The following is a 22,921-nucleotide window of genomic DNA, read 5'->3' as shown; positions in this document are numbered from 1 at the left end:
TACGAATTGGATCAACACGTGCCCGACGACTGGGAACCTTTGCGCCAAGCTGCCACCGAAGCGCTGGCCCACGCCTATGCGCCCTACTCAAATTTCCCCGTGGGGGCCGCAGCCAGACTGGAAGACGGCAGCATCGTCTCCGGCTGCAACGTGGAAAATGCCAGCTACGGCCTGACACTGTGTGCCGAATGCACCATGGTCGGCGCCGCCCGGATGAACGGCGGCGGGCTCATCACACATTTCTACTGTGTGGATGGCCTGGGTGCCGTGCTCATGCCGTGCGGACGCTGTCGGCAGATTCTTTTTGAATTCAGCACGGTGGAGACACAGCTGATGACTTCAGCAGGGGTGAAAACGATGGACTGGGTCCTCCCGGATGCCTTTGGCCCCCGGGACCTTGCCAGAGCTGCTGCGCCCGAAACCACTAAAATCAACTCCCGGAGCGAGACACCATGAGCAGCAAACGCTATGACGGCCCCAGCTTCGACGCCGTCGATATTATCGGCATCAAGCGGGACAAGGGCACGCTCAGCGGAGAACAAATCCGCTGGACCATCGACGCCTACACGCGCGGTGCCATCGCTGAAGAACAAATGGCCGCGCTGAACATGGCCATCCTGCTCAACGGGATGAACCGGGCAGAAATTGCGCAGTGGACTGCAGCCATGATCGCTTCGGGGGACACCCTTGACTTCAGCGGCCTGCGCAACGCCGCAGGTGCGTCGATGCCCACCACGGACAAGCACTCCACCGGCGGGGTCGGGGACAAGATCACCTTGCCGCTGGCACCCTTGGTGGCGGTTTTTGGGGCAGCCGTGCCGCAGCTTTCCGGCAGGGGACTGGGGCACACCGGCGGCACCTTGGACAAGCTGGAAGCCATTCCGGGGTGGCGCGCCAATCTCAGCAATGAGCAAATGATGCGCCAGCTCTCCGAAGTGGGCGCGGTCATTTGTGCTGCCGGTGCTGGCTTGGCCCCTGCGGATAAGAAACTGTACGCGCTGCGCGATGTGACAGGGACCGTTGAAGCGATCCCACTGATCGCCTCCTCCATCATGAGCAAGAAGATCGCCGAAGGAACCGGTGCGCTGGTCCTTGACGTGAAGGTGGGTTCCGGCGCCTTCATGAAGAGTGTCGACATGGCGCGGGAACTGGCCGAGACCATGGTGGCCCTGGGCAAGGACGCGGGGGTGAACACGGTCGCGTTGCTGACGGACATGTCCACCCCGCTGGGCCTGAGCGCCGGCAACGCCATTGAAGTCCAGGAATCCGTGGAGGTGCTCGCCGGCGGCGGCCCGCCCGACGTGGTGGAACTGAGCGTGAAACTTGCGCAGGAAATGCTCGAGGCCTCGGGCATCCGCGGGGCAGACCCCGCCGCCGCACTAAAGGACGGCCGCGCCATGGACGTGTGGCGCCGCATGATTGCCGCCCAGGGCGGGGACCCCGATGTGGCGCTTCCGGTGGCCCGCGAGTCCGAGGTGGTGTACGCGCCAGCCGACGGCGTGCTGGTCGGTTTGGATGCCCTGAGCGTCGGCGTTGCCGCCTGGCGCCTGGGTGCCGGCCGGGCTCGCAAGGAAGATGTGGTTCAGGCCGGAGCCGGTGTGCGCCTGCACGCCAAGCCGGGAGCGCTGGTGCGGGCAGGGGAACCGCTGATGACACTGTTGACGGACACCCCGGAGAAGTTTGACCGCGCCAAGGAAGCGCTGGCGGATGCCGTGACCATTGCCCCCGTTGGCTCCCGTCCGGCGTCGAAACTCATCATCGACCGCATCAGCTGACCCCGCCACCCCGACGCTCCTGCACCTTTGGGGCGGTTTCAGCCAACGCTCCGACAATCATTGGTGGAGCGTTCGGCAATTGAGCCCCGAAAGTGCAGGAGCGTTGATGAGGGGTGACGGCGTTCCCGCCCGCCACGCGGTGGCCTATGTGCGTGCCTTCCGTGGCCGGCGGGCCGTGGAACCTCCCGGGCAGCGCCGCCATGGGCACGGCATCGCGTCCTTGGGCATCTAGTCCTTCAGGTGGATACCGGCGCTCGGCGGAACGTGGGAAACTTGTGGGAGACAACGACCACAGGACAGGAACCGGCCAGGGTGGATTTTTGGTACATCATCGATCAAATCAACGTGCTGATCGAACACTCCGCCGCCCAATGGTGGGTGATCCCCTTGGTCAGCCTTTTTTGCCTGATCGACGGCTTCTTCCTGTTCCTCCCCAGCGAGACAGCCATCGTGGCCTTGGCTTCCCTCTCCGCACTGTCCGGCGAGCCCAATATTTGGTTGTTGATCGCGGGAGCTTCCGTCGGGGCCGTTGCCGGGGACAACATTGCCTATTTCCTGGGCAAAACGCTGGGCACCACACGGTTCAAATGGATGCGGAAGCCGCGCGGGGCGAGGGCGTTCGCCTGGGCGAGTAGGGAACTGGAAAAACGCGGGGCCATGCTGATTTTCACCGCACGGTACATCCCGGTGGGCCGCATCGCCGTCAACTTCACTGCGGGAGCCACCCATTTTCCGTGGCGCCGCTTCGTGGTGCTCGACGGGATTGCGGTGGTGACTTGGGCCGGGTATTCGGTGGCGGTGGGAACGTTTGCCGGCAAATGGGTCCACGACAATCCGCTGCTGGGTGTGGGCATTGCCATTGCCTTCGCCATTGCCATTGGCTTCCTGGTGGACCACTGCATGAAATACGTCCACCACTTCCTGGAAAAACGCGGCAAGCTGGCACCGCGCCCCGAACCCGGCCTGATGGCGGCCCGGCACGCAGCCGAGGTCCAAGCCGAGGCGGAGGCCGCACGGCTCGCTGCAACGGACACAGCCACAGAATCCATGGTGGGACAGGGCGGCGGCGACGCCGCGGGTGCGCCCACGGCGAACGCAGGCGAAGCCCCCGAGCAAGGCGTGGCTTGCGAAGATCCAGCGGCCGGCCCTGCAACGGAGGCCGGAAACCGCCTCGTGGAGCCGCGCCCGGAGCACGCCAGGGCCCGCGCGGCCGCGTCGGCGGCAACCACGGGCACCCGGCACAACTAGCGCAGCGCCGAACACATCCCTAGAGTGGGCATTGTGACTAACCCAACTTCAGAGCATGCAGCCGTGTCCATCCCCGTTGTGGACCTTAAATCGCTGCCAAAGGTATCCCTGCACGATCATCTGGACGGCGGGTTGCGTCCGGAAACCATCATCGAACTGGCGGCGGAGGTGGGGCACCAGCTTCCGGCCACCGAGCCCGAAGAGTTGCGCGAGTGGTTCGTGAACTCGGCAGATTCAGGGTCGCTTGAGCGCTACCTGGAAACCTTTGACCACACCGTTGCCGTCATGCAGACGCACGATGCGCTGGTCCGCGTGGCCCGTGAATTCGTCGAGGATCTGGCCGAGGACGGGGTGGTGTACGGCGAAGTTCGTTGGGCTCCGGAGCAGCACCTGACCGCCGGGCTGGACTTGGACGCAGCCGTTGAGGCAGTCCAGCTGGGCCTTGAGGAAGGCATGGACGCGGTGGACGAGGCCGGCGGCTACATTGAGGTTGGGCAGATCGTCACTGCCATGCGCCATGCCGAACGCGGCGACGAGATTGCGCAGTTGGCTGTGCGCCACCGCGACAACGGCGTGGTGGGCTTTGACATTGCCGGTGCCGAGGACGGCTTCCTGCCCTCCCGCTTCGCCGACGCGTTTACGTTCCTGGCCGAGAACAACTTCCCCGCCACCGTCCACGCCGGCGAGGGGGCCGGCCTTGACAGCATCCAGGACGCCCTGGTCCACGGCCGCGCCCTGCGCCTGGGCCACGGCGTGCGCATCGCCGAGGACATCCACCTTGACGTCCAGGAAGAGGACGGGAACGACGTCGGCACGCTCACCTTGGGAGATTTGGCCCAGTGGGTGCGCGACCGCCAGATCCCGCTCGAGCTGTGCCCGTCGTCGAACTTGCAGACCGGCGCCATCGCAGCGTTTGGCACCACCTTGGCCGAACACCCCATCGACCTGCTGTACCAGCTGGGCTTCAACGTCACCGTCAACACCGACAACCGGCTCATGAGCGGGGCAACGCTGTCGGGCGAGTTTGGCCGGCTGGTGGAGACGTTCGGCTACGGCCTTGACACGGTGCTGGAGATGACCCTCAACGCCGTGCACGCCACGTTCCTGCCGATGGAAGCCCGCGAACAGCTGGCCGACTTCATCATTGAAAACTTCGAGGACGCCATGGATGAAATGGACGACTTCGAAGACTCCGAAGGCTTTGAAGCTTTTGCCGAGTCGGACCTGGATGATGCAGGGATTGAAGACTGATCCCTTGAACGAAAGCAGCAGGCGGGCCGGATCGTCCACGGATGAAATGGCCCGCCTTGTTGGCGTGGTGGCCGCCTTGCGCGAGCACTGCCCGTGGACGGCCGCCCTGACACACGACTCCCTGACCACCTATTTGCTGGAGGAGTCCTACGAGCTGATTGAAGCCCTGGAAACCGGCCACAGCAACGACATTGCCGCCGAACTGGGAGACATCCTGCTCCAAGTGGTGCTGCACGCCCGGCTGGCCGAGGAGTCCGGCCACTTTGACGTGGACGATGTGGCCCGCGGGCTCAGCGAGAAATTGATCCGCCGCAGCCCCCACGTCTTTCATGCCGACGGAACCCTGCAGGAAACTTTCCCGGCCACAGTCGCCGAGATCGAGGAAACGTGGGAACGCGTCAAGGCCGCAGAACGCGCCGCCGCCCTGATGGATGCTGGCGGGGACCAGGCCGGGGTTCCCTCGCTCGCAGTAAGATTTTCCGCTCGTTCCTCACTGGAAAATCCATCCTCGCTCCGGGAACCCCGGCCCGGCCCCACTCCGTCCGCGCAGGGCCCCTTTGCCGGCATTCCGCGGTCGCTGCCCGCGCTGGCCATGGCGCAAAAGTCCTTGGAACGGGCTGCCCGGGCGGGACTTGCCATGCCCGCTGCGGCGGCCGGGCCGCTGGACGCCGGGCCAATGGGAGGCGGGGACATCGCGACGGAAGGGGAACTCGGAAAGGTGCTCTTCGACGTCGTCCGCGTGGCGCAACAGAACGGGCTTGACGCGGAACGGGCCCTGCGCCTGGCCGTGCTGGACTTTCAGCGGCGGCCCGACACACGCTGACGGCCTTCACCGGGCTTGTCAGCGGGGCGCGTCACCGTCGGCAGGCGCCGCGGGGGCGGGCTGCACCTTCAGCCTGGCCGACCACTTTTCCTCGACACGGCCAACCTTCCAGAACGCCAGTGCCGCGGCCCAGCAGAGAACAAAGATGCCGACGATCACGAATCCGGCCTTGTTGAGGTCAAAAGTGGCCATGAAGTCCCAGAAGGATCCGTGCAGGGCGCCCCATTCCTTCCCCGCCAGACCCAGCACCTCAATGCCGCCGATGAAGAAGCAGATCGCCACGGAGAGGCCGGTGATGGCCAGGTTGTAGTAGACCTTCCTGACCGGGTTGAAGAACGCCCAGGAGTAGGCGAAATTCATAAAGATCCCGTCGAGGGTGTCCAGTAAGGTCATGCCGGCGGTGAACAGGATGGGCAAACACAAGATGGCGTAGAACGGCAGGCTCTGGCTGGCCAGCAGTGCAGTGGTGGACAGCAGCGTCACCTCGGTGGCGGTGTCAAAACCCAGGCCGAAGACCACCCCCAGCGGGTACATCTTCCATTCCTTGTCGATGGTGTTCATCCAGTGGCCGAAGAAACGGTTCATGAACCCGCGGTTTTGCAGCTGGCGTTCGAGTTCGGTCTCGTTGCAGGAGCCGTGCCGCATTGCACGGAAGACCTTGATGATGCCGACCAGGATCACCAGGTTCAGCAGTGCAATCAGGAACAGGAAGGAAGCGGAGGCGATGGTGCCCAAGATCCCGCCGAATTGCTCCAGTGCGGAGTTGTTGTTCGAGACCGCACCGTAGACGGCCTTCTCCGCCACGACGATGCCCACTCCGATGCCCACCACGATCGTTGAGTGGCCAAGTGAGAACCAGAATCCCACGCTGAGCGGGTGCCTGCCGTCATTCATCAACTTGCGAATGGTGTTGTCGATGGCGGAGATGTGGTCGGCATCGAAGGCGTGGCGCAGCCCCAGCGAGTAGGCCAGGACAGCGATGCCGATGCCCAGGCCCTTGTAGTGCCCGGGGACCACGAAGAGGATGAAGACCGCGAAACCCGCGACATGCAACAAGGCGATCGTGGCAAACATGAACGTGGTCCGCCGTCGTTCCACAGTGCTCATCGATCCTCCCATGGCCTGCTGTTCAGTACTTCCTCAAGTTCAGCGGCGCCTGGTTGAACCAGCGCTCCCGCAACAGTGCCGTGACTGCGTTCATCATCGAAGTGAGCCGGGAGGTGCTCCCGGACAGGGCGCGGACCACGAAGCCGGGCCCGTTCAGCTGCGAGATGCCGGTGAGGGTGTCCGGCTCATGCTCAAGGAGCAACTTCTGCAGTTCTGCAACGAGGACGGCATCCACCCGAGGATCCACCACCAGCAGCGAGCCAAGATGGCTGAACCCCTCCATAAGGGCCAACCCGGAAATGTCCGCAACGGGAAGAGCTGCGACGTCGGAAGTGCCGTCCGACGGGGGAGTGAGCAGCACATTGTCGATGGCCAGCAGCCGGCCGCCATACCGAACCTCGTTGCGCAGCCGCAACTGCTCATAACGAAATGGGCGCCCGTCCGGGGACCATCCAGGGGTGACCACCTCGGCCATGATGAGGGACGCGCTCGCATCCATCTCGATCAGCGCGGACTGCCGGTATGCCGCTCCGCGATAGGCGATGAGCTGGCCCGGGACGTATTCGAGGCAGCTGTGTGCACCCAGGCGCACAGTCATGCGCTGCTCGGCGAACGTGGCCGGCGTCTTGTAGACCTTCGTGGCCGACTGTGTTGTCAGCAGCAGCCGGGCATCCTCGGCCACGGTGATGTCCAGGGTGTAGAGGTCCCCGCCCAAGAACGCGCCGCCCGGGTTGACCACCATATAGCAAACCTGACCGGACTCGTCGAGGTAGTGCGGGCGCAGCACCCGCAGCGCCCCGCGGTGGTACTGCCCGGTGGCCAGGGAGCGGCCGTTGCGGACACCGATGTCCAGACGCAGCTCACCCATGGGCGTTTTTACGGCAGGGTCCGCCCGCATGGCCGTCACGGCTCCAAATCAAGCATGAGCACGTCGTGCCGGATCCACTCGATCACATAGTCAAGCCCCTCGTCGGTCTTCAGGTTCGTAAAGCAGAACGGCCGGTCGCCGCGGAACTCCTTCGAATCGTGTTCCATCACGGACAGGTCGGCGCCGACATAGGGGGCAAGATCGATCTTGTTAATGATGAAAAGATCTGATTTGATCATGCCCTGGCCGGCCTTCCGCGGAATCTTCTCGCCCTGGGCCACGTCGATGATGTAGATGGAAAAGTCGACGAGTTCCGGGCTGAAGGTGGCAGAGAGGTTGTCGCCGCCGCTTTCCACGAACACCACTTGCAGGTCCGGGTGCCGCTGGACGAGTTCGGTGATCGCCGCCGCGTTCATGGAGGTGTCCTCCCTGATGGCGGTATGGGGACAGCCTCCTGTCTCGATGCCGATGATCCGATCCAGCGGCAGGATCCCGGTTTGCGCCAGAATCTTCGCATCCTCGATGGTGTAAATGTCGTTGGTGATGGCCGCCATTGATATTTCGCCGCTCATATGGCGGGTCAGGCGCTCGACGAGCTGGGTCTTGCCGGCGCCGACGGGTCCGCCGATGCCGATCTTGATCGCTTCCATGATGTTCTCCTTGTGCGATTGGTCAAGTGCGCAAATGTGTCAGCTCATGAACATGCGGGCGTGCTGGTACTCGTGGCGCATCTGGGCGATCTCCAGCCCGGGGGCGACGGCGCCCAGATCCTCGGCTTCAAGCGTCATGGCAGTTGCCACCGCCGAGGTGACGACGCCGTGCATGAGCCGCAATACGCGCTGGCCGGCGTTTTGGCCCAGCGGGATGGCACGGACCGCGTTCTGCGTCAGCGTGGTGGCGGTGGAAAAGAAATAGGCGGACATCAGCTGCGCCAGTGGAATTCCCAGCCCGTGCGCAGTCAGTGCGAAAGCGACTGCGGTGTGGCCAGCGCAGCGACCGGCCTTGATCTGGGTCCTGTACTCATCAAGTGCCGGCGCGGGAAAGATGCCCTCGCCGATTTCCAGCATGCGCAGCCCCATTTTGATGCCTGCCCCACGCAACTGCAGCGGCAGCGCCTGGGCGGTGACCCGCCGGTCCAATTCCCAGACGTCCGCAAGTCCGGCACCTTCCAGCGCTTCGGTGGTGAGCCGGATGGCGAGCCCGTCGCTGTACACCAGCTGCTGGTCGATGAAGTGGCGCAGCCAGGCCGCGAAACTGTTCTCGTCATGGACAATCCCGCGGGCCAGGTACGTCTCCAGCCCGAAAGAATGGCTGAACGCTCCCGTGGGCAGCGCCGAATCACATAGTTGCTGCAGTGGCAGCAGGTACGACGGCGAAGGTGGAGGCTGCTGAGCGTCCATCAGTGCGTGTGCTCCGCATGCCGGAACGGCGCGGCCATGACCCGCTCCTGCCGGCTGTAGGGCACCACCAAGTGGTCCAGCAGTTGGACCACCGTGTGGTCGTAGGGGACCACCATGACCTCTGCCCCATAGTCGCTCTCCATGCCGAAGAACTGCGCCTGAAGGTGGCGGTTCCCCAGCTGGTGCGCGACACTGCCCATCTGGAGGACGCTCCGTGGGGCGATGACAAGCACGTCGGTGGGCAGCACAGTTACGACAATCAGGGTCGCGGCATCGCGGAACAGGATGTCGCCGTCGCACAGGTCTCCGTCGCTGCCGGCAGTGGCGCGAAGGCGCAAGCCCACCTCAGTGCCGTGGTCGGTGCACACCCGTTGAATGCGTTTGGACAGGTCCGCACCGGACAGCAGCACTTTTTCAACGTGCATCCCGTCAAGACCGGCGGCCGGCATGTGGTGGACGTTGCCAATGACGGAGTTGACGATCATGGGTTGGACTTTCCTCGGTGTTTTCTGGAACAACTTTCTTAGAACAGGAAGTAGCGCTGTGCCATGGGCAGTTCCTCCACCGGGTCGCAGGTCGCCACGATGCCGTCCACTGTCACGGTGTAGGTTTCCGGATCCACTTCAATGTGCGGGGTTTCGCCATTGAACTTGAGATCGGCCTTTGTCAGCTTTCGGATGCCGTGCACCGGCCGGATCTGCTTGCGCAACCCCAGTTCTGCCGGTACGCCGGCGTCGATGGCGGCTTGGGACAGGAACGTGATGGCGCACTCGTCCACGGCCCTGCCCATCGTTCCAAACATGGGGCGCATGAGTTGAGGTTGGGGAGTGGGGATGGAGCCGTTGGGGTCGCCCATGACGGCAGCGACGATTTGTCCGCCCTTGATGACAAGTGCGGGCTTCACCCCAAAGAAGGCAGGGTTCCACAGCACAAGGTCGGCGAATTTGCCTACTTCGACACTGCCCACCGTGTCCGCGATGCCCTGCGCCAAGGCCGGGTTGATCGTGTACTTGGCGACGTAGCGCTTGAGCCGGAAATTATCGCCCACCGCAGTGTCGCCGTCGAGCTTGCCGCGCTGCATCTTCATCTTGTCCGCCACCTGCCATGTGCGGAGGATGACCTCCCCAACCCGGCCCATGGCCTGGGAATCGGAGGACATGATGGAGAAGACGCCCATGTCCTGCAGCACGTCCTCGGCGGCAATGGTTTCGGGCCGGATTCGGGAGTCCGCGAAAGCCACGTCCTCCGGGATGTCGGGGTTCAGGTGGTGGCAAACCATGAGCATGTCAAGATGCTCTTCGGCGGTGTTGCGGGTGTATGGAAGCGTCGGATTGGTGGAAGCGGGGAGCACGTTGGGCAGTCCTGCGATCTTGATGATGTCCGGTGCATGCCCGCCGCCGGCCCCCTCGGTGTGGAAAGTGTGGATCACCCGGCCGGCGATGGCCTTGATGGTGTCTTCCACAAAGCCGCATTCGTTGAGCGTGTCGGTGTGGATGGCCACTTGCACGTCGTATTCCTCTGCCACCTTCAACGAGTTGTCGATGGCCGCAGTGGTGGCGCCCCAGTCCTCGTGGACCTTCAGCCCGATGGCGCCGGCACGGATTTGTTCGGCGAGTGGCTCGAGAGCGCTGGCGTGGCCTTTTCCGAGCAGCCCGATGTTCATCGGCACCCCGTCCAGTGCCTGCAGCATGCGGCTGATGTGCCACTTACCGGGGGTGAGCGAGGTGGCCTTGGTTCCGGCCGCCGGGCCCGTGCCGCCGCCGATCATGGTGGTGATGCCGGAATCCAGGGCGGTGGGTATCTGGTCCGGGCTGATGAAATGGATGTGGGTGTCGATGCCGCCGGCTGTCAGGATCCGGCTCTCCCCGGCAATGATTTCCGTGCTGGTGCCGATGACAATGTCCACGCCGTCCATGATGTCCGGGTTGCCGGCCTTGCCGATCCGGAAGATATGACCGTCCCGCAGCGCAATGTCCGCCTTGTAAATGCCCGTGTAATCCAGCACTATCACGTTGGTGATCACCGTGTCCGGAACGTCCTCGCCGCGCGCCAGCCGGCCGTTCTGGCCCATGCCGTCACGGATGACTTTCCCACCGCCGAACACCACTTCCTCGCCGTAGACGGTGAAGTCCTTTTCAATCTCCAGGAAAAGGCCCGTATCTGCCAGGCGTATGGCGTCACCAATCGTTGGCCCGTACAGATCCGCGTATTGTTTCCTGCTCATCTCGAAGCTCATGCGGACGCCTCTGCGCTGTCGGGGCCGGCGTCGTTTAGCTGCCTGTCCACATCCAACGGGCCGTTGACCCCATTGGCAAGGCCATGCACTTCCCGCCTGCCAGCCAGCGCCACAAGCGGCACCGTTTTTGCATCCCCGGGTTCGAACCGGACGGCCGTGCCGGCCGGAATGTCCAGGCGGAAGCCATGGGTGGCCTCCCTGTCGAAGTGCAGGGCACTGTTGGTTTCGGCAAAATGATAATGGGAACCAACCTGGATGGGGCGGTCGCCGGTGTTTGTCACTTCGACAGTGGCCGTGGCCCGTCCGGTGTTGCAGTGGATGGGGTCGTCCTTCAAAAAGAATTCGCCTGGCTTCATGGCCGGCTCCTAGCGGATCGGGTGGTGGACGGTGACAAGCTTGGTCCCGTCGGGAAACGTCGCCTCGACTTGGACGTCGGCGATCATCTCTGCGACGCCGTCCATGACGTCTTCCAGGTGCAGGATGGTGGTTCCGTGGCTCATCAGCTCAGCGACGGTCCGGCCATCGCGGGCCCCCTCAACCAGCTCGTAGCTGATGATGGCCATGGCTTCGGGAAAGTTCAGTTTCAAACCGCGCCGCTGCCTGCGTCGGGCAAGGTCTGCGGCGACGACTATCAGCAGCTTTTCCTGCTCTCGCGGCAACAAGTGCATGGACATTCCTTTGGGCGACGTGGATATTCGCGATAATACACCCGTGGACTGTGAGATGGATCGCGTTGGATGGGGGCAATTTCCGCTGTGGAGTTGGCGGTGACCGGCCAGCCGAGGCTTGGTGTCTCCATCACCGGCCTTCGATGGTGCGCTTGAAGTACGGCAGCTTGGTGCGCGCGCTTGCGATCTTTCCGGAGACCGCGAAACATGCGGGTGACGGTCCATTGCAGGAGCCAGCCGAAGGGGCCCGGCGACGTTGCCCATGCCTGGGTGCTCAACCGGGTGGCGCTCGCCGGGGCAGCTTCGATGCTCCAGGTGACTCCCTCCCCGATGGTGGAAGGCGCGCCCGGAATGCGGTGCCGCGCGCTGGACGCTTCCCACGTCACGGAAGCGGGAGGGCCACAGCGCGTGATCTCGTCCACCATTTCACCGGGGCGCCGGTTTTTCTCTCCCTGACGCGCAGCACGGCGCCGAGTTGAATGTCGCCATGGTCGAGTCGCTCGGTGCTCTCGTGCTCCGGGTTGGCGGCTGGTCCTGCCCCGCGCCCAAGGGGGCCATGCCGAAGCGATGCCCGACGCGGAACCGGTGCTCAGTTCTCAAACACCGACCAGCAGATGTCGTTGCGCAGATGTCGTTGCGCAGCCGCTGGTCGTCAAGGACAAGTTCGCGTATCGCTTCCGGAAGTTGCTCCCGCTGCCAGTGGCACTCGAGCCGCCCTGCAGCCGCGCTCCTGTTTTCCGGCACGGAAGCACGCGCGGCCTTGATGGCATAGGCCGCGGCGCCAAGCTCGTGCGCGGCGACGTGGGCCACCGCCCCGGCTTGGCCGGCGGCATACGCGGCGTGGCGAGCTGCCCCGCGCAGGTCCTTGGCTGCGGCCATTGCATGGCCTCCCGCAGCGCGAGCCTCCATCATTTTCACTTCGCCGCGTGTCCAGGCCCGGGCATGATCGATCGCCTGGCGCGGACGAAGGTCTGCGGGGCGCGCAGACTCGAAAAGGCCAAGGACGTGCTCGGCGCACGAGGCGGCCCAAAGAGCCAGGAGGCGGTGGTCCGAATCGGTGAGGGTTCCGCCACGGCGGATCGCAATGAAACGAGCGTCCCTGACCTTGGGAAGGATCATGGTCAAACGGTACACGAGCGGGCGCCGCGGCTTGCCCGGCGTAGCAATGAGCCCCTCATCACGCCGTCGGCTACGATTGAGGCGACAGCGTGGTCGACACCTACCGTACAAAGCTGACTATTAGGAGCAATACGTGGCACTTATTGAAGCCATTCATGCACGCGAAATTTTGGATTCCCGTGGAAACCCGACTGTAGAGGTTGAGGTTCTTCTTGAAGATGGCGCCATGGGCCGCGCAGGCGTTCCTTCCGGCGCATCCACGGGTGCTTTTGAGGCCTCGGAACTGCGCGACGGCGACAAGGGCCGTTACCAGGGCAAGGGTGTTTTGCAGGCAGTTGAGGCTGTCTTGGAAGTTATCGCACCTGAACTTGAGGGCGTGGACGCAACAGACCAGCGCCTGATCGACTCCATGATGCAGGAGTTGGACGGCACCCCCAACAAGTCCAAGCTCGGCGCCAACGCCATCTTGGGTGTCTCGCTCGCCGTGGCCAGCGCTGCAGCAGAATCTGCCGGACTCCCGCTGTACCGCTACCTGGGCGGCCCCAACGCCCACGTTCTTCCCGTGCCGATGATGAACATCCTCAACGGTGGCTCGCACGCCGACTCCGACGTGGACATTCAGGAATTCATGGTGGTGCCGATGGGTGCCTCCACGTTCTCCGAAGGCCTGCGCTGGGGCGTTGAGGTTTACCACAACCTCAAGTCAGTGCTGCAGGAAAAGGGTCTCGCCACCGGCCTGGGCGACGAGGGCGGCTTTGCGCCGAACCTCCCGTCCAACCGTGCAGCCTTGGACCTGATCCTGGAAGCCATCAAGCGCGCAGGGTACGAAGCTGGCAAGGATGTGGGCTTGGCCCTGGACGTTGCCTCCTCCGAGTTCTTCAAGGACGGCACCTACCAGTTCGAAGGCAAGTCCCTGACCGCTGCCGAGATGAGCGCCTACTACACCGAGCTCGTGGCCGACTACCCGCTGGTCTCCATCGAAGATCCCTTGGATGAAGACGACTGGGAAGGCTGGAAGACCCTGACAGACGCCATTGGCGAGAAGATTCAGATTGTTGGCGACGACCTGTTCGTCACCAACCCGGAGCGTCTTGCCCGCGGTATCGAGTCCGGCACCGCCAACTCGCTGCTGGTGAAGGTCAACCAGATTGGCACGCTGACCGAGACCCTGGACGCCGTGTCCATGGCCCAGCGCGCCGGTTACACCACCATCACCTCGCACCGCTCAGGCGAAACCGAGGACACCACCATTGCTGACATCTGCGTTGCCACCAACGCAGGCCAGATCAAGACAGGTGCCCCGGCCCGCTCCGAACGCGTCGCCAAGTACAACCAGCTGCTGCGCATCGAAGAAGAGCTCGACGACGCCGCACGTTACGCAGGCCGCAGCGCGTTCCCGCGTTTCAAGGGCTAAATAGCGGCACTGGCCGCGGCAGCTGGATAAGGTGGACACACACCTTGACCAGTTGCCGCGGCTTTGCTGTTTCCACAGTAGTTTCGCAGCACGGCCGCTGCATCGTGGATGATGTGGATCGGTAGAAGCAGCTAGGAGAACCATGGCCACGCGAAGGCCGCCTGTACCCAAGGCTCAATACACCTCCAGCCTCAGCGGAGCACACCACAAAGGTGCAACTCCGGGACCAAAACCCGGCATGGAAGCCGCCCCGGACAGCGCGTCCGGCTCCAACGGGAGCGTGGGAGGTGGAGGAAAAACCGTTGGCAAACCAGGCCGCAACGGGGCCCGAGAGCGCAGAACCACCTCCAAGCCCGCAGAGCGCGGCACCGCGGAGGGCGTGATCCATCCTGCGGGAAACTCTCCCGTGCCCGCTCGATCCTTCTCCGGAAGGCTGCTGGTTCTGGGCTTGGCCATGGGGGCTGTCACCTTGCTGCTGGCGCCCAATGTCCACACGTACTTGCAACAACGCGCCGAGATCTCCTCCCTTCGGCAGGACATTGCCGCGAAGGAAGTTCAGCAAGGCGCCAATGAAGCCGAACTGAATCGCTGGGACGACCCCGCCTACATCAAGCAGCAGGCCCGCAACAGGGTGAGCATGCTCATGCCGGGGGAGACCGGATACTGGGTGTATGGCGCCAACGGAGTTGTTGGCCTGGAAGACACGGCAAAGGCTGCCAAGGCAGCCGCCGCCCAAGGCGCCACGGCAAAGACCGCCACGGAAATTACCGTCGAGCCTTGGGTGGCGGGTCTGTGGGACGCCGTGCAAAAGTCGGCGGCAGTTCACGTCGAAGAGGCTAAACCGGCTCCTGCAAAGAAGGCTGAACCGGCGACGGCACCGGCAGGCTAAAATGGCTGGTTGAACACCATCGCCTGACCATGATGCGTCCGCCCGTCGCGGACAATCCCGGCCCGCCCGTCGGGGAGAATCCCGGCCCGCCAGCGGCCGGGCGCATCGAAACCGTTCCATGAAAGGCCCCTCGTGTCCGCAACTGAAAGCTCCACCACGGACGGGCGCGTCCCCAGCCAGCTGGACCTTGACACCCTCAGCCGCCAGCTGAACCGCCCCGTGCGCGACGTCGTGGAAATTCCGGCCCGCTGCGTCTGCGGCAATCCGCTCGTGGCCGCCACGGCACCACGACTCAGCAACGGAATTCCGTTCCCCACCACGTATTACCTGACCCACCCCGTGCTCACGGCTGCCGCCTCCCGGTTGGAAGCGGCCGGCCTGATGAACCAGATGACCGAGCGTTTGGCGCTCGAGCCTGAACTGGCCGCCGCCTACCAGCACGCCCATGAGAGCTACATTGGCGCCCGCGAAGCCATCGGCGAGCGTGCCGGCACCGGCCCGGTTCCGGAAATCGCCGGGATATCCGCCGGCGGCATGCCCACCCGCGTGAAATGCCTGCACGTGCTGATCGGCCATTCCCTGGCTGCCGGGCCGGGCGTAAACCCGCTGGGGGACGAGGCGCTGGCCGCCGTTGCCCAGTGGTGGACCGCCGAAACCTGCCACTGCGCCGGCGCGTGGGACAATCAGGCCCCTGTGCCAAACAAGGACCTGAGCCGCCACGTGAAGCACCTCAACCAGCAAAACAGCAACCAGCAAAACAGCTGACCCGCCCTCCCGACCCCCAGCTCCTGTCGAAAGGTCCTCCCATGCGCGTAGCCGCCATTGACTGCGGAACCAATTCCATTCGACTGCTGATAGCCGATGTTGACGCCTCCGACGACGGCGGGCAGCAATTGCGCGACGTGCACCGTGAGATGCGCGTGGTCAGGCTTGGCCAGGGTGTTGATGTCACGGGCATGCTGGGGGAAGAAGCACTCGAGCGAACCTTCGCAGCCGTCGACGACTACGCGGAGCTCATCCGGGATGCCGCCGTGGAACGTGTGCGCTTCGTTGCCACGAGCGCCACGCGCGACGCCGGAAACCGGGACGTGTTTGTCGCAGGAATCCAGGCCAGGCTGGGCCTTTCCCCGGAAGTCGTCAGCGGAGCCGAGGAAGCTGCGCTGTCCTTTGCCGGTGCCGTCAGCGTTCTCCCCGTGCTGGAAAACAACAAGGTCCTTGTCGTTGACCTGGGTGGCGGCAGCACCGAATTCGTCATGGGCGATGCCACCGGCGTCACGGATGCGCTCAGCACCAACATGGGTTGTGTGCGCTTCACTGAACGCTATCTGCAAGGCGACCCGCCCACGGAGGAACAAATCAAGGCCGCCGAAGCAGCCATCGAAGAAAAACTGGCGGACGTCGCGGCAGTGCTTCCGTTGGATCAGGTGGACAGCGTGGTTGGCGTGGCAGGGTCCATCACCACCATCACAGCCCACGCCCTCGGGTTGGCGAGCTACCGGAGCGAGGCGATTCATGCCGCCGTCGTGCCGCTTGAAAAAGTGGACGCCGCGGCAAGTTCATTGCTTTCCATGACGCGCACCGAACGGGCCGCCCTGGGGTTCATGCACCCCGGCCGGGTGGACGTCATTGGCGCGGGCGCGTTGATCTGGCGCACCGTGTTGCGGCGCTTGGCGCGGACCAATGCGCGCGGGCTCGAATCGGCAACCAGCAGCGAACACGATATTCTTGACGGAATTGCCTTGGGTGCTGCCCGAGGCTGACCCGAGATCCCCTAGGAAACGAGCCCCCATGGTGCCAGTCCCACGGTTGCGTGTAGTCGCGGCCGCGTTGATGACCCTTGCCTTGGCAGGCTCGCTGGCCGTGGTGGCGGCCCCCGCGGCCTCGGCAGACGACATTCGGAACCGGGAATACTGGTTGGCGCAGTCGGGGGTGGAGAAAGCGTGGGAGGTGTCGCAGGGCGAAGGCGTGAAAATCGCCATTATCGACAGCGGCATCGACAAGTCGCACATTGACTTAAAGGGCGCCGTGGCCGGTGGAATCGACATGTCCGGCGCCGGCAATGCCGACGGCACCAAGGGCATTGGTGCCGAACCCGAGCACGGCACCTTGGTGGCCACCATGCTGGCCGGGCGAGGGCACAAGTCAAGCAGCCCCTCCCCGTCCGCCTCCGCATCCCCATCCCCCTCCAAAAAAAGTTCGAAGGAGCCGGCCAAGCAAAAGGTGGGAACCGGGCCGGAGGGCGTCCTTGGAGTGGCGCCCAAGGCCGAACTCCTCAGCGTTTCCGTCTGGCTGGGCAGCGAGAACCCGTCCGGCAAGAACATTGACGACCAGATCCCCGCTGCCGTGAAATGGGCCGTGGATGCCGGCGCGCAGGTCATCAACATGTCGCTGGGCAGCAGCTCGACGTCCTGGCCGCAAAGCTGGGACGACGCCTTTGCCTATGCCGAGGCCAAGGACGTGGTCATCGTGGCCGCCGCCGGGAACCGGAAATCAGGCAGCGAACAAGTGGGCGCCCCCGCCACCATCCCCGGCATCCTGGCCGTGGGCGGACTTGACCGCGACGGCACCGCGAGCGTGGACTCCTCTTCGCAGGGCATCAGCATCGGCGTCAGCGCGCCGGCCGAGGATTTGGTGGGGGGACTGCCCGGCGGAGGCTATGCCCGCTGGGACGGCTCAAGCGGTGCCGCCCCGATCGTCTCCGGCGTTGCGGCGCTGATTCGCGCTGAAAACCCGGAGATGAGCGCCGCCCAGGTGATCAATCGAATCATTTCCACGGCCAAGCCCAAGGGCGAAGGCGTCCCCAACGCCATATACGGCTACGGGATACTGGACGCCGAAGCGGCCCTGCGCGCAGACGTGCCCGTCGTGGAGAAAAATCCGCTGGGGAGCATCACCGAGTGGATCCATGTACACCGCCGCGGCGTTGTGGTTCCACCGTCGAACCACGGCAAGCCCTCCGTTACCCAGCCCGACCCCACCCTGATCGATGCGGCGGCACCGGTGGCCGTCCCGGCCGAAGAACTCTCCAATGCGCTCCCGGGGACTTTGGTGCTGGGCTCGGGAGGACTTTTGCTGGTGATTCTGGCGGCCGGCGGAACCCACGTGGCGATCATCCGTCGCCGGGCCGCCAAGGAGGCCGCACAGAATCCTGCGGCAGGGCATCGACACTAGGGCGAACAGCGTCGTTACCTGCTCCAAGAAGCCCGTCTTTCCGCGACGCACAGGCCCTTTTTCGCCGTCGTGCAGGGGCTAGTGAATATTTTCACAAACTTCTGTACAATGGATGTATGGCAATTACACCCACGTTTTCAGCACGCCCACGCGTCCTGGTAGTTGGCGGCGGTTACGTCGGCCTCTACACGGCACTTAACTTGCAGAAGAAGATCGCTAAGTCCGGTGGCATCGTCACCCTCGTTGATCCCCTGCCCTACATGACGTACCAGCCGTTCCTGCCCGAAGTTGCCGGTGGCAACATCGAGGCCCGCCACGCCGTGGTCTCCTACCGCAAGCACCTGAAGGCCACCGAGGTCATTCAGGGCTCCGTGACAAGCATCGACCACGCGAACCGCACGGCAGTCATTGCCCCGGTCGACGGCGCCCCCACGTTCGAGCTGCCCTACCATGACGTTGTTATGGCTGCCGGTGCCATCACGCGCACCTTCCCGATCAAGGGCTTGGCCGAGTCCGGCATTGGCCTGAAGACGATTGAGGAAGCAATTGCCCTGCGCAACCAGGTGCTCTCCCTCATCGAGCAGGCTTCCACCGAGTCCGACCCCGAGACCCGCAAGCGCGCCCTGACGTTCGTTGTGGTCGGTGGCGGGTTTGCCGGCATTGAGACCATCGCCGAGCTCGAGGACATGGCCCGCGCCGCCGTCAAGCTCAACGACCGCGTCGACCAGTCCGAACTGCGCTTTGTGCTCGTGGAGGCCATGGGCCGCATCATGCCCGAGGTCACCGAGTCGCAGGCCCTGTGGGTTATTGACCACCTGCGCAGCCGCGGCATTGAGGTGCTGTTGAACACCTCGCTGGACAACGCCGAGGAGAAAAACCTCAAGCTCATCAACATGCCGGAGAAGACTGTTGCCCAGCAGTTCGACGCCGACACGCTCATCTGGACCGCCGGCGTCATGGCCAACCCCATGGTGCGCTCCACGGACTTCCCGCTGGAACCCCGCGGCCGCGTTGCCACCAACGTGAACCTGCAGATCAACGGCGAATTCGGCGTCATCGAAAACGCTTGGGCCGCCGGCGACGTTGCAGCCGTTCCGGATGTCACCGGCGGGCTGCCCGACGGCACCTGCGTTCCCAACGCCCAGCACGCGCTGCGCCAGGCCAAGCGCCTTTCTGCGAACCTCTGGGCGAGCCGCTTCGACAAGCCGCTGACGGGCTACAAGCACAAGAACCTCGGTGCCGTTGCCGGCTTCGGCGAATGGAAGGGTGTCGCCAAGATCATGGGCATCCAGCTCAAGGGCGCCCCGGCCTGGATTGCACACCGCGGCTACCACGGCCTGGCCATGCCCACCATGGAGCGCAAGTTCCGCGTGATCATGGACTGGTTCGTCTCCATGCTTGCCGGTCGCGACCTGGCCCAGCTGGAGAACCTGCAGGCGCCGCGGCGCACGTTCGTCGCTGCTGCGACGCCCAAGCCGAAGCCGGCTGCAAAGCCGGCCGACGCTCCCGTTGCCGCTCCGGTTGAAATGAAGGAAGAAGCCGTCGCTTCCAAGTAGTTCCAAGTGGACGGTTCCTGCTTCAGGCAGTTGACTCCTGTCAACAGTTGACGGCGGCCCTCCCACAGTTTGCATCCAAACTGGGGGAGGGCCGCTTTTTTGTGCCCGCGAAACCGCGCCGGGCCCGCGTGGCAGCGCCTGCCCCGCGCAACCGCTGTTGGGCAACCGCGGTTTCGCGGGGCAGACGCGGTCCTGCGGGGTAGACGCTCTTTCGAAAAGGGGCCATAGACTAACCGCATGAAGATTCGGCGTGAGCGTGCAGAGGACAGGCCCGAAATTCTGGCCCTCGTGGAGGCTGCGTTCCCGGAGTCCGGAGAGGCCAAGCTGTTGCGGGAGTTGTTTGCTGCGCGGGAGTATCTGCCGGAGCTGTCGCTGGTGGCGGAGGCGCGGGGGGAGCTTCTGGGCCATGTGATCACCACCCGGGCATGGATCGGCAAGAGCGGCTCCCTGGGGCTTGGCCCCATTGCCGTGTTGCCGGAACATCAGAATCAAGGTGTCGGTTCGGCCTTGATGCGTGCCACGATCGCGGCGGCGAACACGCTGGGTGAGCCGTCGATCGTCCTGCTGGGCAGCACCGACTACTACCCGCGCTTTGGTTTTGCGCCGGCGGACTCGCTGGGCATCATCTCCCCGGACCCGTCGTGGGGTTCGCATTTCATGGCACTGGCCCTTGATTCCTTTGTCCCCGGCGCGCATGGGCACTTTGCCTATTCAGAACCCTTCACCGCCCATCGCTAGCCGGTTTCTTCCGCAGGCCGCCCATCCAGTAAAGTTGTGTGCAGCCGGAACACGAAACCGGCCGCGCCCCAGTAGCCCAATGGCAGAGGCACCAGACTTAAAATCTGTAAAGTGTCGGTTCGAGTCCGACCTGGGGTACAAATAAAGTCCGTGGTCCCGCGGCAAGCATGATTCGAACTGTCATTGAACCCGACAATTTCCCGTGCCAGGGGACTTAATCGGGTGCTCTTGGTGAACAGTGGATGAACATTGCTGGCAAAGCACTGGCAATGTCAGTCAGATGGAACAAAAATGCTTTTTCGCACATCTCCCTTGGTAGAGTGGAGAACCTTACCCACCCCCCTATTTCGGAGGAATCAGGACTATGGCACTTGGCGGCAATCCTGTTTTTGCCAAGAACAAGAACTTTAAGGAAGCCCCTGCTGCACGGCGCGGCCGCGTCAATGGCGGTGCGGACACCATGTCCGCCCAGGCACAGTTCTCCGCCCAGCAGCTGCAGGATCTGTACAGCAAGCCGGCAGCGGGCCCGGCGCAGACCGGGCGGATGAGCTACGACGACGTCATCATGAAGACGGTCTTCACGCTCTCGTTGGTGCTCGTTGGTGCTGCGCTGGGCTGGATGGTCCCTGTCTTGATGTGGCCGGGCGTGATCATCGGTCTGGTCTTGGGCTTGGTGAACGCGTTCAAGAAGGAACCCTCGCCTGTCCTCATTCTTGCCTACGCCCTCTTTGAAGGCATGTTTCTTGGCGGCATTTCGCAGTTGCTTGAAGGCCAGTACCCCGGCATAGTTGTCCAGGCCGTGTTGGGCACGCTCAGCGTGTTCCTTGTGACCCTTGTGTTGTTCCGCAACGCCAAGGTCCGCGCCACCCCGAAGATGACCCGTTTTTTCATCATCGCACTGTCCGGTTACGCGCTGTTCTCGCTGATCAACTTTGGCCTGATGATCTTCAACGTCACGAACAGTCCCTGGGGCATCCGCAGCATGGATATCCCGGGCACCAACATCCCCTTCGGCGTGGTGCTTGGCCTGTTTGCGATCGGCCTGGCCGCTTTCTCGCTGATCGTGGACTTCACGTCCGTTGAAAAGGGTGTGCAGAACGGTGTGCCGGTCAAGTACTCCTGGACGGCGGCCTTTGGCCTGACTGTCACCCTGGTGTGGCTGTACGTGGAGATCCTGCGCCTTCTGGCCATCCTGCGGGGCAACGACTGACGCTCCCCGCCCCAGCTTGTGCAACGCTCGGCCCGAACTTCGGACCGGGCGTTGCTTACAAAATTTCCCTTAATCAATAACTGTCGCATGCAACCAACGAAAGCAGACCATGAACGTATCCCCTCTGATCTGGGGCATCACCATTGTTGTCATCCTTGCCCTGCTGGCCTTTGACTACTTCTTCCATATCCGCAAGGCGCACATCCCCTCCTTGCGTGAAGCAGCCATCTGGTCCTCGATCTATGTAGGCCTGGCCCTGCTCTTCGGCGTGGTGGTGGTCATCTTCGGTGGCGCCACCATGGGCGGGGAGTACTTTGCCGGCTACATCACCGAAAAGGCGCTGAGCGTTGACAACCTGTTCGTCTTCCTTGTCATCATGGCAAGCTTCAAGGTGCCCCGCGAAGACCAGCAGAAAGTGCTGCTCTTCGGCATCGTCTTTGCCCTGATTGCCCGCACCGCCTTCATCTTTGCCGGTGCCGCCCTCATCAATACTTGGTCGTGGATGTTCTACATCTTCGGCATCATCTTGTTGATCACCGCAGGCAACCTGCTCAAGGAAGAAGACAGCGAGGGCGACGACGCAGACAACTTCATCATCAAGCTCGCCAAGCGTCTCTTCCACACCTCGGACAAGTACGACGGCGACAAGCTCTTCACCATGCTTGACGGCAAGAAAGTCCTCACCCCGATGCTGCTGGTCATGGTGGCCATTGGTGGCACCGACCTGCTCTTCGCCCTGGACTCGATTCCGGCCATCTTCGGCCTGACCCAGAACGTCTACATTGTCTTTACCGCCACGGCGTTCTCGCTGATGGGCCTGCGCCAGCTGTACTTCCTGCTTGACGGCCTGTTGGACCGGCTTATCTACCTGTCCTACGGCCTGGCCACCATCCTGGCCTTCATCGGTGCCAAGCTGATCCTGCACGCCCTCCACGAGAACAACTTGCCGTTCATCAACGACGGCGAGTCGGTCAACGTCATCGAGATCAGCACCAGCGTCTCGCTCATAGTGATCATTGGCGTGCTGACAGTGACCATCATCGCGTCGCTGGTGAGCAAGTCCGGGAAGGCCCAGACGGTGCTGAACAACGCCCGTCGCCACGCCGACAACTACCTTGACCTGGACTACACGGCCGACGACGCCGAGCGTGAGCGGGTCTACACGCTGCTCATGGACGAGGAAAACACCATCCAGACCATGGAGCCGAAGTATCGCGACAAGCACAAGGACTCCGAGGAGATCCTCGAGCAGGTCGACAAGGCCCAGCAGCAGCACCAGGAGTTCCTGGGCCGCTAGGCACGAAAGCTGTTGCCCGGCACGCTAGAATGCCCCGTTCCCGCCACCTTCGTGGCCGTGGGGACGGGGCATTCTCGCGCCTTGCAGTGCCAGGCTCACCGAAGGCGGGGCCAGCTTGCCATGACGGCGTATCTTGTCTGCCAGTTGGCAA

At 63.6% G+C, this 22,921-nt stretch carries 24 protein-coding genes and 1 tRNA gene; 16 read left to right on the top strand and 9 right to left on the bottom strand.

Annotation, left to right across the window (positions count from 1 at the left end; all coding sequences use genetic code 11):
* The first annotated feature begins 6 nt into the window (after positions 1 to 6).
* From QMG25_RS04265 to QMG25_RS04240, 6 genes are all read left to right on the top strand, one after another.
* Positions 7 to 456: a cytidine deaminase gene (locus tag QMG25_RS04265; RefSeq protein WP_283457541.1), complete on the top strand. Its 450-nt coding sequence runs from the start codon at positions 7 to 9 to the stop codon at positions 454 to 456.
* Positions 453 to 1,775: a thymidine phosphorylase gene (locus QMG25_RS04260; protein ID WP_283457539.1), complete on the top strand. Its 1,323-nt coding sequence runs from the start codon at positions 453 to 455 to the stop codon at positions 1,773 to 1,775. Before QMG25_RS04265 ends, QMG25_RS04260 begins: the two co-directional genes overlap by 4 nt.
* Positions 1,776 to 1,881: 106 nt before the next feature.
* On the top strand, positions 1,882 to 2,007 hold the full coding sequence (locus QMG25_RS04255) for a hypothetical protein (protein WP_283457537.1): 126 nt from the start codon (positions 1,882 to 1,884) through the stop codon (positions 2,005 to 2,007).
* 41 nt (positions 2,008 to 2,048) lie between these two features.
* Entirely contained in the window at positions 2,049 to 3,023 is a 975-nt protein-coding gene (locus QMG25_RS04250) for a DedA family protein (protein ID WP_283457535.1), read from the top strand.
* A gap of 33 nt (positions 3,024 to 3,056) precedes the next feature.
* The gene (locus QMG25_RS04245) at positions 3,057 to 4,274 is read left to right on the top strand and encodes an adenosine deaminase (protein ID WP_283457533.1); all 1,218 of its coding nucleotides are present in this window, start codon (positions 3,057 to 3,059) and stop codon (positions 4,272 to 4,274) included.
* 46 nt (positions 4,275 to 4,320) lie between these two features.
* The gene (locus QMG25_RS04240) at positions 4,321 to 5,097 is read left to right on the top strand and encodes a MazG nucleotide pyrophosphohydrolase domain-containing protein (RefSeq protein ID WP_502866350.1); all 777 of its coding nucleotides are present in this window, start codon (positions 4,321 to 4,323) and stop codon (positions 5,095 to 5,097) included.
* A gap of 18 nt (positions 5,098 to 5,115) precedes the next feature.
* Here QMG25_RS04240 and nicT read toward each other — a convergent pair whose 3' ends face one another.
* The 9 genes from nicT to QMG25_RS04195 all read right to left on the bottom strand — a co-directional run bounded on the left by nicT (position 5,116) and on the right by QMG25_RS04195 (position 12,495).
* A complete protein-coding gene (nicT, locus tag QMG25_RS04235; protein ID WP_283457529.1) occupies positions 5,116 to 6,204 on the bottom strand; it encodes a Nickel transporter NicT in 1,089 nt (362 codons plus the stop codon).
* 22 nt (positions 6,205 to 6,226) lie between these two features.
* Entirely contained in the window at positions 6,227 to 7,102 is an 876-nt protein-coding gene (locus tag QMG25_RS04230; RefSeq protein WP_283457921.1) for an urease accessory protein UreD, read from the bottom strand.
* Positions 7,103 to 7,107: 5 nt separating this feature from the next.
* Complete coding sequence (gene ureG / locus QMG25_RS04225) at positions 7,108 to 7,725, bottom strand: urease accessory protein UreG (RefSeq protein ID WP_283457920.1); 618 nt, start codon at positions 7,723 to 7,725, stop codon at positions 7,108 to 7,110.
* A 36-nt stretch (positions 7,726 to 7,761) separates the two neighbouring features.
* The gene (locus tag QMG25_RS04220; RefSeq protein WP_283457527.1) at positions 7,762 to 8,472 is read right to left on the bottom strand and encodes an urease accessory protein UreF; all 711 of its coding nucleotides are present in this window, start codon (positions 8,470 to 8,472) and stop codon (positions 7,762 to 7,764) included.
* Positions 8,472 to 8,957, bottom strand: coding sequence for an urease accessory protein UreE (gene ureE, locus QMG25_RS04215; RefSeq protein WP_283457525.1), 486 nt, complete (start codon positions 8,955 to 8,957; stop codon positions 8,472 to 8,474). The genes QMG25_RS04220 and ureE overlap by 1 nt, the downstream gene beginning before the upstream one ends.
* A gap of 38 nt (positions 8,958 to 8,995) precedes the next feature.
* Positions 8,996 to 10,708, bottom strand: a complete 1,713-nt coding sequence (gene ureC, locus QMG25_RS04210) for an urease subunit alpha (protein ID WP_283457523.1) — start codon at positions 10,706 to 10,708, stop codon at positions 8,996 to 8,998.
* Positions 10,705 to 11,064, bottom strand: coding sequence for an urease subunit beta (locus QMG25_RS04205; protein ID WP_283457521.1), 360 nt, complete (start codon positions 11,062 to 11,064; stop codon positions 10,705 to 10,707). Before QMG25_RS04205 ends, ureC begins: the two co-directional genes overlap by 4 nt.
* A 9-nt stretch (positions 11,065 to 11,073) precedes the next feature.
* Positions 11,074 to 11,376: an urease subunit gamma gene (locus tag QMG25_RS04200; RefSeq protein ID WP_283457520.1), complete on the bottom strand. Its 303-nt coding sequence runs from the start codon at positions 11,374 to 11,376 to the stop codon at positions 11,074 to 11,076.
* 426 nt (positions 11,377 to 11,802) lie between these two features.
* Entirely contained in the window at positions 11,803 to 12,495 is a 693-nt protein-coding gene (locus QMG25_RS04195; RefSeq protein ID WP_349307107.1) for a putative immunity protein, read from the bottom strand.
* A gap of 133 nt (positions 12,496 to 12,628) precedes the next feature.
* Between QMG25_RS04195 and eno the strand changes: the two genes are divergently transcribed.
* The 10 genes from eno (at position 12,629) to QMG25_RS04145 (ending at position 22,770) form a co-directional block, all read left to right on the top strand.
* Positions 12,629 to 13,909, top strand: a complete 1,281-nt coding sequence (eno, locus tag QMG25_RS04190) for a phosphopyruvate hydratase (RefSeq protein ID WP_283457519.1) — start codon at positions 12,629 to 12,631, stop codon at positions 13,907 to 13,909.
* A gap of 142 nt (positions 13,910 to 14,051) precedes the next feature.
* The gene (locus tag QMG25_RS04185) at positions 14,052 to 14,798 is read left to right on the top strand and encodes an FtsB family cell division protein (protein WP_283457518.1); all 747 of its coding nucleotides are present in this window, start codon (positions 14,052 to 14,054) and stop codon (positions 14,796 to 14,798) included.
* A 132-nt stretch (positions 14,799 to 14,930) separates the two neighbouring features.
* Positions 14,931 to 15,563, top strand: coding sequence for a DUF501 domain-containing protein (locus QMG25_RS04180; RefSeq protein ID WP_283457517.1), 633 nt, complete (start codon positions 14,931 to 14,933; stop codon positions 15,561 to 15,563).
* Between the two features lie 41 nt (positions 15,564 to 15,604).
* The gene (locus tag QMG25_RS04175) at positions 15,605 to 16,558 is read left to right on the top strand and encodes a Ppx/GppA phosphatase family protein (protein WP_283457516.1); all 954 of its coding nucleotides are present in this window, start codon (positions 15,605 to 15,607) and stop codon (positions 16,556 to 16,558) included.
* A 28-nt stretch (positions 16,559 to 16,586) separates the two neighbouring features.
* Entirely contained in the window at positions 16,587 to 17,969 is a 1,383-nt protein-coding gene (locus tag QMG25_RS04170; RefSeq protein ID WP_283457515.1) for a S8 family peptidase, read from the top strand.
* 116 nt (positions 17,970 to 18,085) lie between these two features.
* Positions 18,086 to 19,525 (top strand): NAD(P)/FAD-dependent oxidoreductase, encoded by a 1,440-nt coding sequence (locus QMG25_RS04165; protein WP_283457514.1) that lies wholly within the window; start codon positions 18,086 to 18,088, stop codon positions 19,523 to 19,525.
* 237 nt (positions 19,526 to 19,762) lie between these two features.
* The gene (locus QMG25_RS04160; RefSeq protein ID WP_283457513.1) at positions 19,763 to 20,263 is read left to right on the top strand and encodes a GNAT family N-acetyltransferase; all 501 of its coding nucleotides are present in this window, start codon (positions 19,763 to 19,765) and stop codon (positions 20,261 to 20,263) included.
* A gap of 65 nt (positions 20,264 to 20,328) precedes the next feature.
* Positions 20,329 to 20,401, top strand: a tRNA-Leu gene (locus QMG25_RS04155).
* Between the two features lie 226 nt (positions 20,402 to 20,627).
* Positions 20,628 to 21,473, top strand: coding sequence for a Bax inhibitor-1/YccA family protein (locus tag QMG25_RS04150; protein WP_283457512.1), 846 nt, complete (start codon positions 20,628 to 20,630; stop codon positions 21,471 to 21,473).
* A gap of 109 nt (positions 21,474 to 21,582) precedes the next feature.
* Positions 21,583 to 22,770 carry a TerC family protein gene (locus QMG25_RS04145; protein ID WP_283457511.1) on the top strand — a complete coding sequence of 396 codons (1,188 nt, stop codon included), beginning with the start codon at positions 21,583 to 21,585 and terminating at the stop codon, positions 22,768 to 22,770.
* Positions 22,771 to 22,921 lie beyond the last annotated feature (151 nt).

This window comes from Arthrobacter sp. H35-D1, assembly GCF_030063185.1.
Lineage (GTDB): Bacteria > Actinomycetota > Actinomycetes > Actinomycetales > Micrococcaceae > Specibacter.
This window is presented reverse-complemented; position numbering and strand designations above follow the sequence as displayed.